This window comes from Nocardia sp. NPDC059691, from assembly GCF_042733915.1.
GTDB lineage: Bacteria > Actinomycetota > Actinomycetes > Mycobacteriales > Mycobacteriaceae > Nocardia > Nocardia sichangensis.
In genome coordinates this window covers 102,299-116,070 of the sequence record NZ_JBHWFB010000002.1, presented here as the reverse complement: position 1 = coordinate 116,070, position 13,772 = coordinate 102,299, and the positions used below count along the sequence as shown (strand labels likewise).

Genomic DNA, 13,772 nt, shown 5'->3' with positions numbered 1-13,772 from the left:
GAACGCTTGACGGCCCCTGCTAGAGTTAACGGGAACGATTTCCATTATGATCTAGAGCACGGCCAGGAGTACCCCACGTGAGAACCCGATTCGCCATCAGTTGCGCAGGTATCGCCGTGGGAGTCGTCTCCGCCCTGACGCTGACCGCCTGCGGCGGCTCCAACGACGACGGGCGCCCGACCGTCGTCGCCTCCACCGACGTCTGGGGCGATATCGCCGCCGCCGTCGCGGGCCCCGACGCCGCCGTCCGGTCGCTGATCACCGATCCGTCCGCCGACCCGCACTCGCACGAGACCTCCGCGGTCGAGTCGGCGGCGCTCAGCGATGCCGACCTCGTGGTCTACAACGGCGGCGGCTACGACCGGTTCGCCGAGAAGGCGGTGGCGGGCACGAACAAGCGCACCGTGGACGCGTTCGCCCTGCGGGCCGATCAGAGCGACGACAACGAGCACGTCTGGTACGACGTGCGCACCGTCGACGTGGTCGCCGACCGGATCGCCGCCCAACTCGGCGAACTGGACCCGGGCAAGGCCGCGGCCTACGCCGAGCGCGCGACGACGTTCAAGAACCGGCTCGCCGCGGTTACCGCCATCACCGGCGCACTCGCCGCCGAGCATCCGAAAACGCCGGTGCTGCAGACCGAGCCCCTCGCGCACTATCTCCTGGTCGCCACCGGAGCCGACGACCGGACTCCGCACGAGTTCCAGGAAGCCATCGAGCAGGAGACCGACCCGGCCCCCGCGGCCGTCGCGGCGACGCAGGACCTGCTCACCGGCAAGCGGGTCCGCGCCCTGATCTACAACGTGCAGACCGAGGACAAGATCACCAAAGACCTGCGCGCGACCGCGCGGAGCGCGGGCGTCGCCGTCGTCGAGGTGACCGAGACCCTGCCCGACGGCGTGGATTACATTCAGTGGCAGACGAAGAACGCGCAGGCGCTCGCCGCCGCGCTGGGCTGAGCAGATGAACAAGGGAGCCGCGCTGACCGCACACGCCGACGAGGTGGAACGGCGCTCGACCATCGGCGAATCGGCCGCGGTGCGACTGGAGGCCGCCCGCTTGTCGTTCGGAGACCGAACCCTTTGGGAGGGGCTGGATCTCACTGTCGCGCCGGGTGAATTCGTCGCGGTCCTCGGGCCGAACGGTTCGGGCAAGACCTCGCTGCTGAAGGTGCTGTTGGGTCAGGTCGGCCTGAGTTCGGGCGCGGCTCGGATCGCGGGCTCTCCCGCGCGCACCGGCAATCACGACATCGGCTACATACCGCAACAGAAGACGATCGACGCCGGGGTGCAGTTGCGCGGCGTCGATCTCGTCGGCCTCGGCGTCGACGGGCATCGCTGGGGGCTCGGGCTGCGCTCCCGCGCCGAACGCAGGCGGAAGGTGGCCGCGGCCATCGCCGACGTGGGCGCCGAGCGATTCGCCCACGCGCCACTGGAATCCATGTCCGGCGGGGAACAGCAGCGACTGCGGGTGGCGCAGGCGCTGGTCGGCGATCCGAAGGTGCTGCTGTGCGACGAACCGTTGCTCAGCCTGGACCTGGCGAATCAGCGACTCGTCGCCGAGCTCATCGATCGCCGCAGGCGCACCCACGACACCGCGGTGCTCTTCGTGACGCACGAGATCAACCCGATCCTGCCCCTGGTGGACCGGGTGCTGTACCTGGTCGACGGCAGGTTCCGGATCGGGACACCGGAAGAGGTGATGACCTCGGCGGTGCTGTCGGAGTTGTACCGCACCCAGGTGGACGTACTACGGGTACGCGGGCGTCTGGTGGTCGTCGGCACCGGCGACACCATGGACGCGCTCGGCACCGCGGGCGGCCACTGCCACGGCCCGGCCGGCGACGAGTTCGCCCACGGCGATTCCGCCGGTAGCCCCGCACCGGACGATGACTCCACCTCGACCACGGGATCCGTCGAAGAGTCGACCCCCGCAGCGCCGTCATCAGCGCATGCCGCCGTCGCCGCCACCTCGACCGACACGGAAACCGGCACACGAACCAGCCGCGCGGCAACCAACGGCAGCGCCGCAACCGAACGAACACCGGCAGTCCCGACGACCGCCGCCCCCACTTCAGGCCGATCATCGACCACCGACGAGGCACGCGTCGATGCGACCTCGACCGACACGGGAACCGGCACACGAGTCGGCCGCGCGGCGACCCACGGCACCGCTCCTGCCGAACGAACACCGGCGGTCCCGACGACCGCCATGCGCCCGAACTCGGGCCCACCCTCGACCACCGAGGTGGCGAGTGGTGGCTCGACGCCGATCGACCCGAAGACGAACGAACCGGCGATGCGCAGCGCGTCGGTGACCGAACCGACATCGAGCGGCCTGGCATCCGCAGTCGACACCTCGCCCAGCCCCGCGAACGGCAATGCGCCAACGGGCGACGCGGTGTCCGGCCACTCGATACCCGGCAACGGTTCGACGGCGGCCCTCTCGTCGGCGGAGCGTGTCCAAGGCGACGGCGACCGTCCGACGGCGGATCCCGAGCAGAGCGGAGCGCGTTCGTGACCGACAAGCTCTCCAGCGTCCTCGGCAAGATGCTCGACTTCGGCACCACGGCGAACCTGCTGTCCTACGGTTTCGTCCAGCAGGCGCTGCTCGCGGCGGCCCTGCTGGGGCTGCTGTCCGGCGTGATCGGTCCGCTGATCATCAGCAGGCAGATGTCGTTCGCAGTGCACGGCACCAGCGAGCTTTCGTTGACCGGAGCCGCCGCCGCGCTGCTGGCCGGTGTCGGCGTCGGTCTGGGCGCCATCGCGGGGTCGGTGGTCGCGGCGGTGTTGTTCGGCCTGCTCGGCGCGCGGGCGCGGGAACGCGATTCGGTGATCGCCGTGGTGCTCTCGTTCGGGCTCGGACTCTCGGTGCTGTTCCTGTGGTTGGGCCCCGATCGCGCGGGATCGAAATTCTCCCTGCTGACCGGCCAAGTGGTCAGCGTCGGCAACAACGGGCTCGGCCTGCTCGCCGTCTGCACCGCCGGAGTGATCGCGGTGCTGGCCTTCGTCTACCGGCCGCTACTGTTCGCCAGTTCCGACCCGGAAGTGGCCGTGGCGCGCGGTGTCCCGGTGCGGGCGCTGTCCATCGTGTTCGCCGTCCTGCTGGGCATCACGGCGGCGTTCGGCGTGCAGATCGTCGGCGCGCTGCTGGTCCTCGCCCTGCTGATCACCCCGGCCGCCGCGGCCGCCCAGCTCACCGCGGACCCGGTTCGAGCGACCGTGCTCGCCGTGGTGTTCGCGGAGATCGCCGCCGTCGGCGGCATCCTGCTGTCGCTCGCGCCAGGCGTCCCCGTCTCGACCTTCGTCACCACGATCTCGTTCCTGATCTACCTCGCCTGCCGCCTGCTCGGCACCCGCAACCGCAGGCTCGCGCACGCCCGCTGAAGGCGTCGCGCGCCGGTCTACTGACGGTGCACCGGCATGTCGAAAAGTTCTCGCGATCGACGTCCGGGTGATGGCGGTGACCTCATGGCGAGCGCAACGCCGGCCAGCGGTGCCGCGACCGCCAGTCCAGCGGCTATCAGTGCTGATCAGCGCCTAGCTCGCAAACCGGACCGATTTTGATGGCAGCCGCCTTCAGTCATTGGCAAATGCTTTCGTATGCTCGACTCATCGCGCCCCCGAACGAATGGTGACCAACGATGATCGACTTCGCGATTCCCGCCGACCTCGCCGCCGAACGCGACCGAGTGCGCCGCTTCGTCATCGATAAGGTCGTCCCCTACGAGCGCGACCCGCGCCTGACCGCGCACGGGCCGACCGACGAGCTGCGGCAGGAACTCGTCGAACTCGCTCGCGCCGAGAAGCTGCTCACCGTGCAGGCGCCCGAGTCGCTCGGCGGACGCGGACTGACCCACATCGAGCAGGCGGTGATCTACGAGGCGGCGGGCTGGTCAACGCTCGGCCCGGTCGCGATGAACTGCGCGGCGCCCGACGAGGGCAACATGTTCCTGCTGTCCAAGGTGGCCGATCCCGACCAGGTCCAGCGTTACCTGGCCCCCGTGGTCGCGGGCCACCAGCGTTCGGTCTTCGCCATGACCGAGCCCGAGGGGGCCGGCTCCGACCCGGGCCAGCTGGCCACCAGCGCCACCTTCGACGGCGAGAACTTCACCATCAACGGCCGCAAATGGCTGATCACGGGGGCGAACGGCGCGAAGACCTGGATCATCATGGCCCGCCTCGCCGCCAACCCGCATCTGCCCGAGGGCCCAACGCTGTTCCTGGCCGACGGCGCGGAACCCGGCATCGTCATCGAACGCACGATGAACACGATGGACCGCAACTACGTCGCCGGGCACGGTGTGGTCCGCTTCGACAACCTGACTCTGCCCAGGGAAGCGCTGCTCGGCGAGGCGGGCCAGGCGCTGCGCTACGCCCAGCTCCGGCTCGCCCCCGCCCGCCTGACCCATTGCATGCGGTGGCTCGGCGCGGCCGAACGCGCCCAGCACATCGCCGTCGAGCACGCGCGCACCCGCACCGCGTTCGGCAAGCCGATCGGCGAACACGAGGGCGTGTCGTTCATGCTCGCCGACAACGAGATCGCCCTGCACCAGTGCAGGCTGACCATCTGGCACGCGTGCTGGCTGATGGACAACGGCGAGAAGGCACGGCACGAGAGTTCGATCGCCAAATCGTTCGTGTCCGAGGAGTTGTTCAAGGTCGCCGACCGCTGCGTGCAGGTGCTCGGCGGCATCGGCATCAGCGACGAGACAGTCGTCGAGATGATCTTCCGGGACATGCGCGCCTTCCGCCTCTACGACGGGCCCACCGAGGTGCACAAGTACGCCATCGGGCGCAAGGTGCTGCGCGGATAGCCGAGGACTTTCGGCCCCGGGTCAGCTCCGCGCGCGTCGGCTAACATCCTGTGGCATGAGTTCGGAACTGCACGTCGACGTCTCCCGGGGCGTCGCCGTGCTCACGCTCAACCGGCCCGCCCAGCAGAACGCCTTCACCCCCACGATGGCCGCCGAGTTGGGCGCCGCGTTGCAGCGCTGCGATTCGGAAGACGCCATCCGTGCCGTGATCATCACCGGCACCCCGCCCGCGTTCTGCGCGGGCGCGGACCTGTCCAATCGGGTGGGCGAGGTCAGCGCCACCATCGATCCGCCGCCGTGGCGGGTGCGCAAACCGGTGATCGCGGCCGTCAACGGCCACGCGGTCGGCATCGGCTTGGCCCTGGCCTTGCAGTGCGATCTGCGGTACATGGCACGTGACGCGGTGTACGGGCTGAATCAGGTCCGCCGCGGCGTGCTGGCCGACGGCTACGCGCACTGGACGCTACCCAGGCTGGTCGGCATGGCCAACGCCGCCGACATCATGCTGACGGGGCGCACCTTCGACGGCGACGAGGCGAAGGCGATGGGCGTGGCCAACAGCTCGCTACCCGCGGGCGAGGTGCTACCGACGGCGCTGGCCGTCGCGCACGACATCGCGAACGGCTCGGCGCCGCTACCGGTGGCACTGTCCAAGCGGCTGCTCTGGGAGGGGCTCGGGATGAACCCGGCCATGGTCGGTCAACTGGAAACCGATCTCAACCAGCACGCGACCAAGAGCATCGACGGCGGCGAGGCCATGGCCGCGTTCCGGGATCGCAGGCAGCCCAGCTGGTCGGGCAGCGTCAGCACGGAATGGCCCGCCTGGGACACCGCCGGGCGCGAACGGCCCAGTCTGGACTAGGCGGCTCGCCCGGCTGAGTGCGATGCCGCGAATGTCACCGCCGGCGGTAGCGCCCCTTCGCCCCACGCGGGACTCGGTCAGCGCCGCTCAAGCATTACCGCCGAGCACGATGAACAGGAACAGCAGCGCGAAGACGATCATCAGGACGGTGCCGATGACGCCGAGGATGTAGCCGACCAGCACCTGAGCGCGACCACCGTACGCGCCGCCGGATTCCTCGATCTGGTCGAGCGCGCGCCGTCCCAGCGCCCACGCCACCGGCCCCAGCACTCCGCAGCAGAGGACGCTCGCCGCGCCGAGAAACAACACCGCCGTCGCATTCGGATGCTCGACCGGCGTGCCAATGGGCTGATTGGGTATCACCACCAGCCGAATTCTACTGGGCTCCTCCGCCTCTCCGGGTTTTTAGGCCGTACGGGTCGGGAGTCGCGAGATTCGGGGTCAGGTCCTGCGTTCAGCGGTACCCGGGTTCCGGGCGTGCCCGGTGAGCTACCCATGTTCGGGCTAGATCAATTGTTGCGCTGCGTTTTTCGTCGCGAACCACGAGCCGTCCGCAGCTCGGAGCGTGCCAGTACGACGTGGGATACCCGGGGCCGGGCAACGGGAGTCCAGCACGGGAACGTGCTCAGGCGCGGCGTTGGCGGGCGACTTCGGACAGCACCACACCGGCGGCGACCGACGCGTTCAACGATTCCACCGGGCCCGCCATCGGAATCGACAAGATCGAGTCACAGGACTCCCGCACCAGGCGGGACAGTCCCTTGCCCTCCGAGCCGACCACGATCACGGTCGGCTCGCGACCGTCGAAATCGTCCAGCGTGGTATCGCCACCGGCATCCAAGCCGACGACCTGAATGCCCTTGGCCGCCCAATCCTTCAGCGTGCGAGTGAGATTGGTCGCGCGGGCGACCGGAAGCCGAGCGGCGGCGCCCGCGCTGGTGCGCCAGGCCACCGCGGTGACGCTCGCGCTGCGCCGCTGCGGGATCAGGACGCCGTGGCCACCGAAAGCCGCCACGGAACGCACCACCGCGCCCAGATTGCGCGGATCGGAGATGTTGTCCAGCGCCACCAGCAACGCGGGCTCGGCGGCGTTGCGCACCCGGTCGAGCAGATCGTCCGGGTGGGCGTAGCGATACGGCGGCACTTGGAGCGCCACACCCTGGTGCAAACCGTTGGCGCTCAACCGATCCAAGTCGGTGCGCGGCACCTCCAGGATGGAGATACCGGTGTCGGCGGCCAGCCGCACGCTCTCGGTCAGCCGGTCGTCGTTCTCGGTGCCGACCGCGACGTACAGTGCCGTCGCGGGCACGCCGGCACGCAAGCACTCGACCACCGGGTTGCGCCCGAGCACCAACTCCGGCCCGTCCTCGGTCTTGCGTCCGGCGGGCCGTGCCGCCGCGCCGCGAGCGGACGGACGGCCCTGCGCGGCTTTGGTTTTCGCGGCCGCGCGCTTGGCGGCGGGATGCTTGGTGCGCATCTCCGCGGGCGGGGTCGCGCCACGCCCCTCCAGTCCGCGCCTGCGCTTGCCGCCGGAGCCGACCACGGCGCCCTTCTTGCTGCCGCTCTTGCGGACCGCGCCGCGGCGCTGTGAATTGCCTGCCATCACTTGGCCTTTCCGGATTGCGGCGCACCGAGCGCCCATTCGGGACCGCCGGCCGTGTCGGTGACCTCGATCCCCGCGGACTGTAGACGATCGCGCACGGCGTCGGCGGCCGCCCAGTCCTTCGCGGCCCGCGCCTCCTGGCGGCGGTCGAGTTCCGCACGCACCAGCACGTCAAGAGCGCCGAGCGCGGCCGAGGAATCGCTCGGGGCGTACCAATGCGGATCGAGCGGGTCGACACCGAGAATGGCGAGCATGGCGCGCACCTGGCTCGCCAGGTCGCGCGCGGAGTCGATCGCGCCGACCTCCAGCGCCTTGTTGCCCTCGTGCACCGCGCGATGGATCTCCGCCAGCGCCTTCGGCACCGCGAGATCGTCGTCGAGTGCGGCGGCGAACGCGTCGGTCCACTTGCCCACCGGGATCTCACCGGCCCGGTCCACCACCCGGTTCACGAACGCCTCGATGCGCTGATAGGACTGCGCCGCGTCGTGCAGCGCCTTGTCCGAGTACTCCAGCATCGAGCGGTAGTGCGCGCTGCCCAGGTAGAACCGCAGTTCGACGGCCCGCACCTGCTTCAGCACGTTCGGCACGGAGAGCACGTTGCCCAGCGACTTGGACATCTTCTCCCCGCCCATGGTCACCCAGCCGTTGTGCAGCCAGTACCTGGCGAAGCCGTCACCGGCGCCCTTCGACTGAGCGATCTCGTTCTCGTGGTGCGGGAACACCAGATCCATTCCGCCGCAATGGATGTCGAACTCCGCACCGAGATAGAACTCGGCCATCGCGGAGCACTCCAGGTGCCAGCCGGGGCGGCCGGGGCCCCACGGGGACGGCCAGGTCGGCTCGCCCGGCTTGGCCGCCTTCCACAAGGTGAAGTCACGCGGATCGCGTTTGCCTTCGCCCGCGCTCTCGCCTTGATGCACGTCGTCGAGTTTGTGGCCGGACAGCTTGCCGTAATCGGGGTAACTGACCACGTCGAAGTAGACGTTGCCCTCCGAAGCGTAGGCGTGACCGCGATCGATCAGCCGCTGCATCATCTCGACCATCTGCGTGATGTGGCCGGTGGCCCTGGGCTCCGCGGACGGCGGCAGCACACCGAGCCGTTCGTAGGCGCGATCGAAGGCGCGCTCGTGCGTGGCGGCCCACTCCCACCACGGCCTGCCCGCCTCGGCGGCCTTGGTGAGGATCTTGTCCTCGATATCGGTGACGTTGCGGATGAAGAAGACGTCGATGTCATGCGCGAGCAGCCAGCGTCGCAGCACGTCGAACGCGACTCCGCTACGCACATGGCCGATGTGCGGCTCGCCCTGCACGGTAGCGCCACAGAGGTACACCGAAGCACGGCCGGGGACCAAGGGCGCGAAATCGCGCACGGTCCGCGTGTCGGTGTCAAAGAGGCGCAGCGTCACGGCAGTCGATCCTAGCTGGTGTATAAGGTCGTTCACGGACCGGCTCGGGTCCGTCGGAGCTGGATCAACGACAGCCTTGCAGCAAGGCCGTCGCCACGGCAGCGACGCCCTCGCCGCGACCGGTCAGGCCGAGCCCGTCGGTGGTGGTGCCGGACACCGAGACCGGGGCGTCGAGCAGCTCGCCGAGTACCTGTTGCGCCTCGGCGCGCCGAGGCCCGATCTTGGGGCGATTGCCGATCACCTGCACCGCGGCATTGACCACCTCGAAGCCCGCCTCGTCCAGCAGCCTGCGCACTTCCTTCAGCATGGCCGCGCCGGAGACGCCCGCCCATTCGGGGCGTCCGGTGCCGAATACCGCGCCGACATCGCCGAGGCCCGCCGCGGACAGCAGCGCGTCGCAGAGGGCGTGCGCGGCGACGTCGCCGTCCGAGTGGCCCGCGCAGCCGTCGTCGCCGTCGAACAGAAGACCGGCCATCCAGCAGGGCCTGCCCGCTTCGATCGGATGGACGTCGCTGCCGATGCCGACACGCATGGTCACGGCGTCACCGCCCGTCCGATGCCCGCGCCGTCGAGTACCGCGTCAGCGAGCCGGAGGTCGAGTGGAGTGGTGATCTTGAAGGCGAGCGGATCGCCGGGAATGGTGTGGACCGCGACGCCCAGCCGCTCGACCAGGCCCGCGTCATCGGTCGCCTGGATGCCCTCGGGCGCGTAGGCGGAGCGCAGCAAGTCGGCCGCGAAACCCTGCGGCGTCTGGATCGCGCGCAACCGGGCGCGGTCGGGCGTGCCGGTCACCGCGCCGACCGCGTCGACGGACTTGATGGTGTCGGCCACCGGGAGCCCGGGGACCACGGCGGGGCGGCCCGCCCGCAGTTCCGCCGCGACCCGGGCGATGAGCTCGGGCGGCGTGAGAGCTCGGGCGGCGTCGTGCACCAGAAAGTAGGCGGCGTCGGGCGCCGCGGCGATACCCGCCCGCACCGAGTCGATGCGTTCGGCGCCGCCGACGACCACCTGGACCGAATTCGTGGGCGGCAGCAGGGCAACGGCGCTGTCGACGAGTTCGGCGGGAACCATCACGATGATCCGCTCGACCGCGCCGGAGGCGATCAAGCCTTCGACGGCGAGCCGGACCATGGGTGTGCCGCCGACCGGGACGAACGCCTTGGGTGCGGATTCACCCAGACGCACGCCACGACCGGCGGCAGGCACCAGAGCAACGACGGGTCCGTCGGTGGAACGGACACCGTTGTCAGGTGTGTTCACGGTCAGGAAGCCGCTGCGAGGACCTCATCGAGCAGGGTCTCGGCCTTGCCGTCATCGGTGCCTTCGGCCAGCGCGAGCTCACCGACAAGAATCTGCCGAGCCTTGGCGAGCATGCGCTTCTCACCCGCGGACAGGCCGCGGTCCTGTTCCCGGCGCCACAGATCGCGGACGACCTCGGCCACCTTGTTCACATCGCCGGAAGCGAGCTTCTCGAGGTTGGCCTTGTAGCGGCGGGACCAGTTGGTCGGCTCCTCCGTATGCGGCGCGCGAAGCACCTGGAAGACCCGATCGAGACCCTCCTGACCCACGACGTCACGCACGCCGACGTATTCGGCGTTCTCCGCGGGAACCCGAACAGTGAGATCGCCTTGGGCGACCTTCAGGACCAGATACTCTTTTTGCTCACCCTTGATGGTGCGAGTCTCGATTGCTTCGATCAGCGCCGCTCCGTGGTGGGGGTAAACGACGGTGTCTCCGACCTTAAAAATCATGTGTCCCGTGCCCCTTTCGATGTTCACAGTTTAACATGCGACTCGATAACGGCGCGATCAACTGTGCAGGTCAGGGCCACAACGAGGCAACCGTGGGGCTTGACAGATGCCAGGCTGTGTGCATTACGTTGTGCCAGAACGGGTTATCTCCCGGCTGGAGTCGGCGCCGCTCGCCGCCCACACGCCGGCACCTTCGTGGCAACCTCCGAAGTTCGATCGAACCGTTATCGACACGCCGGGTGTCGGCGCGGACGCCCCCGTGGCCCCGTCGCATGCGCCCGGGCCGAACCCCGAGTTCGACCCGGCCCCCGCGCCCGGGCTCTCGAGGGAACTACTACGCTGCCTAGTTACTACGCTCCCGCGCGGAGCCAGAGCCCGGTCGACATGGAGGGACAACCCGTGACTGCCCTGAAAGCTGTGACCGCCCCGAAGGGGGCGCGACGTCGCATGGTGACGGTTGCCGCACTCGCCGCCGGAGCGGCGATCGCGCTGTCCGGCTGCGGCGCGGGCCAGATCGCGCAGACCGCCGAACAGGTCGCCGCCGTGAACGGCAACCACGCCGACGTGGGCCGCATCGCGCTGCGCAACGTGCACATCGTGTACCCGTCCGAGGGCACCGCGTACAACAACGCCAAGGGCGGCAAGGCGCTCATCGCGCTGTCCATCATCAACAACGGCGAGTCCGTCCCCGACGAGCTGACCAGCATCACGACCGACCTCGGCACCGTCAAGATCACCCCCGCCTCCGGCAAGTCGGTCGTCGAACTCGCCCCGCAGCAGACCGTCGTCGCGGCGAGCCAGCCGGTCAAGCGCGAGGCCGCGTCGACCACCACCAGCGCCGCGCCGACCACGAGCGCCGGTGCGCCCACCTCAGCGCCGCGCTCCGCCGCGCCGACCACCACCGCCGAGTCGCACGGCTCCCCGGCCGCCGCCGAGGACCCGGAGGCCAACCCGATCCTGATCGAGATCACCGGCCTGACCAAGGACATCGCCCCCGGCCTGACCTACAACGTCTCGTTCAACTTCAAGCAGAACGGCACCGTCCAGGTCCAGGTCCCGGTCGACGCGGGCCAGCACACCGAGCGCCACGAGTCCGATAAGTCGGGCCCGGCCGAAGCCGAGCACACCGGCGGTCACTGAGGCTGTGTCCGATTCGCAGCGCCTGCGGCGCTGCGTGTTCGCGACGCAGTCGCGGCAAATCCAACACTGTCGGCCCTGGTGCGTATGGTGCCCGTGTGGCAAAGACCAAGCCGACCTTCCGCTGCTCCGCCTGTTCGCATGAAGTCGCCAAATGGGTGGGCAAGTGCCCCGAATGCGGGGCTTGGGGCACCGTCGACGAAGTAGTCGCCGCGGCGGGCGCGGTCGGGTCTCCTGGGCGCAAGGCGATGTTGCCGAGCACCGCGGCCGCGCCGATTACGCAGATCGATTCCAAGGTCACCAGAGCGCGGCCGACGGGCGTCACCGAGTTGGACCGCGTGCTCGGCGGCGGGGTGGTGCCGGGATCGGTGGTGTTGCTGTCCGGCGAGCCGGGGGTGGGCAAGTCGACGCTGCTGCTCGAGGTGGCGCATCGCTGGGCGGCTCAGCGCGACGAGAAGTCGCTGTACGTCACCGCCGAGGAGTCGGCGGGGCAGGTCCGGCTGCGGGCCGATCGCACCGGCGCGGTGCACGACCGGGTCTATCTGGCGGCGGAATCGGACCTGTCGATCGTGCTGGGACACGTCGAGCAGGTGCGGCCGACGCTCCTGGTGGTCGACTCGGTGCAGACCATGCTCGCCCCGGAGGTGGACGGCGTGATCGGCGGCGTCACCCAGGTGCGCGAGGTGACCGCCGCGCTGACCTCGCTGGCCAAGGCGAGCGGGATCGCGGTGCTGCTGGTCGGGCACGTCACCAAGGACGGCAACGTCGCGGGCCCGCGCACGCTCGAGCACCTGGTCGACGTCGTCCTCCAGTTCGAAGGCGACAAGAACTCCACGCTGCGCATGGTGCGCGGCATCAAGAACCGCTTCGGCAGCGCCGACGAGGTGGGCTGCTTCGAGTTGCACGAGGACGGCATCGCCTGTGTCGACGACCCGTCCGGCCTGTTCCTGCACCATCGAACGGATTCCGTGCCGGGCACGGCGGTGACCGTCGCGATGGACGGCAAGCGTCCACTGGTCGGCGAGGTGCAGGGCCTGACCGTGAAGACCGAGATTCCGCAGCCGCGCCGCGCGGTGAGCGGTCTGGACTACAACCGGGTCGCCATGGTGCTGGCCGTCCTGCAGAGCCGCGGCCGGGTGTTCCTCGGCAAGAGCGACGTCTACGCCGCGACGGTCGGCGGCATGCGCCTGGTCGAGCCGTCCGCCGACCTGGCCATCGCGCTCGCCATCGCCAGCGCCGAGTCCGACGTCCCGATCCCCCCGGGCTGGGTGATCCTCGGGGAGGTCGGACTCGCCGGTGAGGTCCGCAAGGTAACCGGCCTCAACCGCAGACTGGCCGAAGCCGAACGCCTCGGCTTCACCACCGCCCTGGTACCCCCCGGCCTCGCCCCAGTGAAAAGCACCATGAAGATTCACGAGGTCACCGACCTCCGCTCCGCCATCCGCATAGCGGGCCTGCGCAAACTACGCGCCGCCCCTGAGGAGGCCGCCAGCTGACCTACCCTCTCACGCGATGTTGAACGGCTCGGCCATGCTGCGTACCGAACCCAATTGCGCGACAACGCTGTACGCACCCGGTGGGACTTGGACGCGTTCGCCCGCGCAGTTGGGCTGGGATGTGGTGCCCGACCAGGTCACCGTGAACGCGGCCTGCTCGCCGCGGCTCATCGTGCGGACGTCGGGCTGGCCGTCCGGGTAGCAGTCGGTGCTCGACCACAGGCGCCGCTGGCCGTCTAGCGTGTGCACCGACACCTGTTGCAGGCCGGAACCCATATCGCGGGTGCAGGCCACCGCCGAGATGTTGGTGATGACGATCCCGAACACCGGCTGCTCGCCCGTCTTGTAGGTGGGCTGCTCGACGGTCACCTTGATCGCCAGCGATTGGTCCGGGCACGGGCCTGCCGCGACGCTGGTGGCCGCCGCGGAGGACTTCGGCGCGCCGGACTCGCCCGACGGCTTGGCCGCCGCGTCGGCGGACTTGGTCACGACCGAGCTGGTCCCGGCGGCCGCGGTGTCACCGGGCGAGTCGCCGCCACGCGCGACCGCGAGCACGACCCAGATCACCAGCGCCAGGGCCACCACCAGGATCCCGATGGCGAACACGCGTCGACGCCAGTAGATCTCCGGTGGCAGCGGTCCATTCGGTTCCAGCACGCCTCAACGGTAAGGGCACCATCGGGCGCATCGTCTCAGGGGCA

The 13,772-nt window shown here is 69.6% G+C and carries 13 protein-coding genes and 1 pseudogene; 7 read left to right on the top strand and 7 right to left on the bottom strand.

Translation table 11 applies throughout. From position 1 onward, the window contains the following. Nucleotides 1-77 precede the first annotated feature (77 nt). The 5 genes and pseudogenes from ACFV2O_RS04870 to ACFV2O_RS04850 all read left to right on the top strand — a co-directional run bounded on the left by ACFV2O_RS04870 (nt 78) and on the right by ACFV2O_RS04850 (nt 5,678). A complete protein-coding gene (locus ACFV2O_RS04870) occupies nt 78-959 on the top strand; it encodes a metal ABC transporter solute-binding protein, Zn/Mn family (protein ID WP_355076745.1) in 882 nt (293 codons plus the stop codon). Nucleotides 960-963: 4 nt separating this feature from the next. Further along, a pseudogene (locus ACFV2O_RS04865) lies at nt 964-1,821 on the top strand (metal ABC transporter ATP-binding protein); the annotation flags it as partial. A gap of 695 nt (nt 1,822-2,516) precedes the next feature. After that, nucleotides 2,517-3,386, top strand: coding sequence for a metal ABC transporter permease (locus ACFV2O_RS04860; RefSeq protein ID WP_379250290.1), 870 nt, complete (start codon nt 2,517-2,519; stop codon nt 3,384-3,386). 257 nt (nt 3,387-3,643) lie between these two features. Beyond that, nucleotides 3,644-4,816, top strand: a complete 1,173-nt coding sequence (locus ACFV2O_RS04855; protein ID WP_379250288.1) for an acyl-CoA dehydrogenase family protein — start codon at nt 3,644-3,646, stop codon at nt 4,814-4,816. 55 nt (nt 4,817-4,871) lie between these two features. Then, nucleotides 4,872-5,678, top strand: a complete 807-nt coding sequence (locus tag ACFV2O_RS04850; protein WP_355076739.1) for an enoyl-CoA hydratase-related protein — start codon at nt 4,872-4,874, stop codon at nt 5,676-5,678. Nucleotides 5,679-5,765: 87 nt separating this feature from the next. Here ACFV2O_RS04850 and ACFV2O_RS04845 read toward each other — a convergent pair whose 3' ends face one another. From ACFV2O_RS04845 to carD, 6 genes are all read right to left on the bottom strand, one after another. Continuing rightward, complete coding sequence (locus ACFV2O_RS04845; protein ID WP_379250286.1) at nt 5,766-6,044, bottom strand: DUF4190 domain-containing protein; 279 nt, start codon at nt 6,042-6,044, stop codon at nt 5,766-5,768. A gap of 259 nt (nt 6,045-6,303) precedes the next feature. Then, nucleotides 6,304-7,281, bottom strand: a complete 978-nt coding sequence (gene rlmB, locus ACFV2O_RS04840) for a 23S rRNA (guanosine(2251)-2'-O)-methyltransferase RlmB (protein ID WP_379250284.1) — start codon at nt 7,279-7,281, stop codon at nt 6,304-6,306. Further along, a complete protein-coding gene (gene cysS, locus ACFV2O_RS04835) occupies nt 7,281-8,687 on the bottom strand; it encodes a cysteine--tRNA ligase (protein WP_379250282.1) in 1,407 nt (468 codons plus the stop codon). The genes rlmB and cysS overlap by 1 nt, the downstream gene beginning before the upstream one ends. 64 nt (nt 8,688-8,751) lie before the next feature. Next, complete coding sequence (gene ispF / locus ACFV2O_RS04830) at nt 8,752-9,219, bottom strand: 2-C-methyl-D-erythritol 2,4-cyclodiphosphate synthase (protein ID WP_379250831.1); 468 nt, start codon at nt 9,217-9,219, stop codon at nt 8,752-8,754. Nucleotides 9,220-9,221: 2 nt separating this feature from the next. After that, nucleotides 9,222-9,947 carry a 2-C-methyl-D-erythritol 4-phosphate cytidylyltransferase gene (gene ispD, locus ACFV2O_RS04825; RefSeq protein WP_355076732.1) on the bottom strand — a complete coding sequence of 242 codons (726 nt, stop codon included), beginning with the start codon at nt 9,945-9,947 and terminating at the stop codon, nt 9,222-9,224. Between the two features lie 2 nt (nt 9,948-9,949). Then, a complete protein-coding gene (carD, locus tag ACFV2O_RS04820; protein WP_011206964.1) occupies nt 9,950-10,438 on the bottom strand; it encodes an RNA polymerase-binding transcription factor CarD in 489 nt (162 codons plus the stop codon). Between the two features lie 399 nt (nt 10,439-10,837). On the opposite strand from carD, the gene ACFV2O_RS04815 reads away from it, so the two are divergent. Further along, complete coding sequence (locus tag ACFV2O_RS04815) at nt 10,838-11,578, top strand: hypothetical protein (RefSeq protein ID WP_355076730.1); 741 nt, start codon at nt 10,838-10,840, stop codon at nt 11,576-11,578. A gap of 95 nt (nt 11,579-11,673) precedes the next feature. Beyond that, on the top strand, nt 11,674-13,071 hold the full coding sequence (radA, locus tag ACFV2O_RS04810; protein WP_379250280.1) for a DNA repair protein RadA: 1,398 nt from the start codon (nt 11,674-11,676) through the stop codon (nt 13,069-13,071). A gap of 9 nt (nt 13,072-13,080) precedes the next feature. On the opposite strand, the gene ACFV2O_RS04805 is transcribed toward radA, so the two are convergent. Then, a complete protein-coding gene (locus ACFV2O_RS04805) occupies nt 13,081-13,728 on the bottom strand; it encodes a hypothetical protein (protein ID WP_379250278.1) in 648 nt (215 codons plus the stop codon). Between the last annotated feature and the right edge of the window lie 44 nt (nt 13,729-13,772).

Coding starts and splice junctions, on each gene's coding strand:
- ACFV2O_RS04855 (WP_379250288.1), top strand. CDS start 3,644: ATGATCGACTTCGCGATTCCCGCCGACCTCGCCGCCGAACGCGACCGA.
- ACFV2O_RS04850 (WP_355076739.1), top strand. CDS start 4,872: ATGAGTTCGGAACTGCACGTCGACGTCTCCCGGGGCGTCGCCGTGCTC.
- rlmB (WP_379250284.1), bottom strand. CDS start 7,281: ATGGCAGGCAATTCACAGCGCCGCGGCGCGGTCCGCAAGAGCGGCAGC.
- ispF (WP_379250831.1), bottom strand. CDS start 9,219: ATGCGTGTCGGCATCGGCAGCGACGTCCATCCGATCGAAGCGGGCAGG.
- carD (WP_011206964.1), bottom strand. CDS start 10,438: ATGATTTTTAAGGTCGGAGACACCGTCGTTTACCCCCACCACGGAGCG.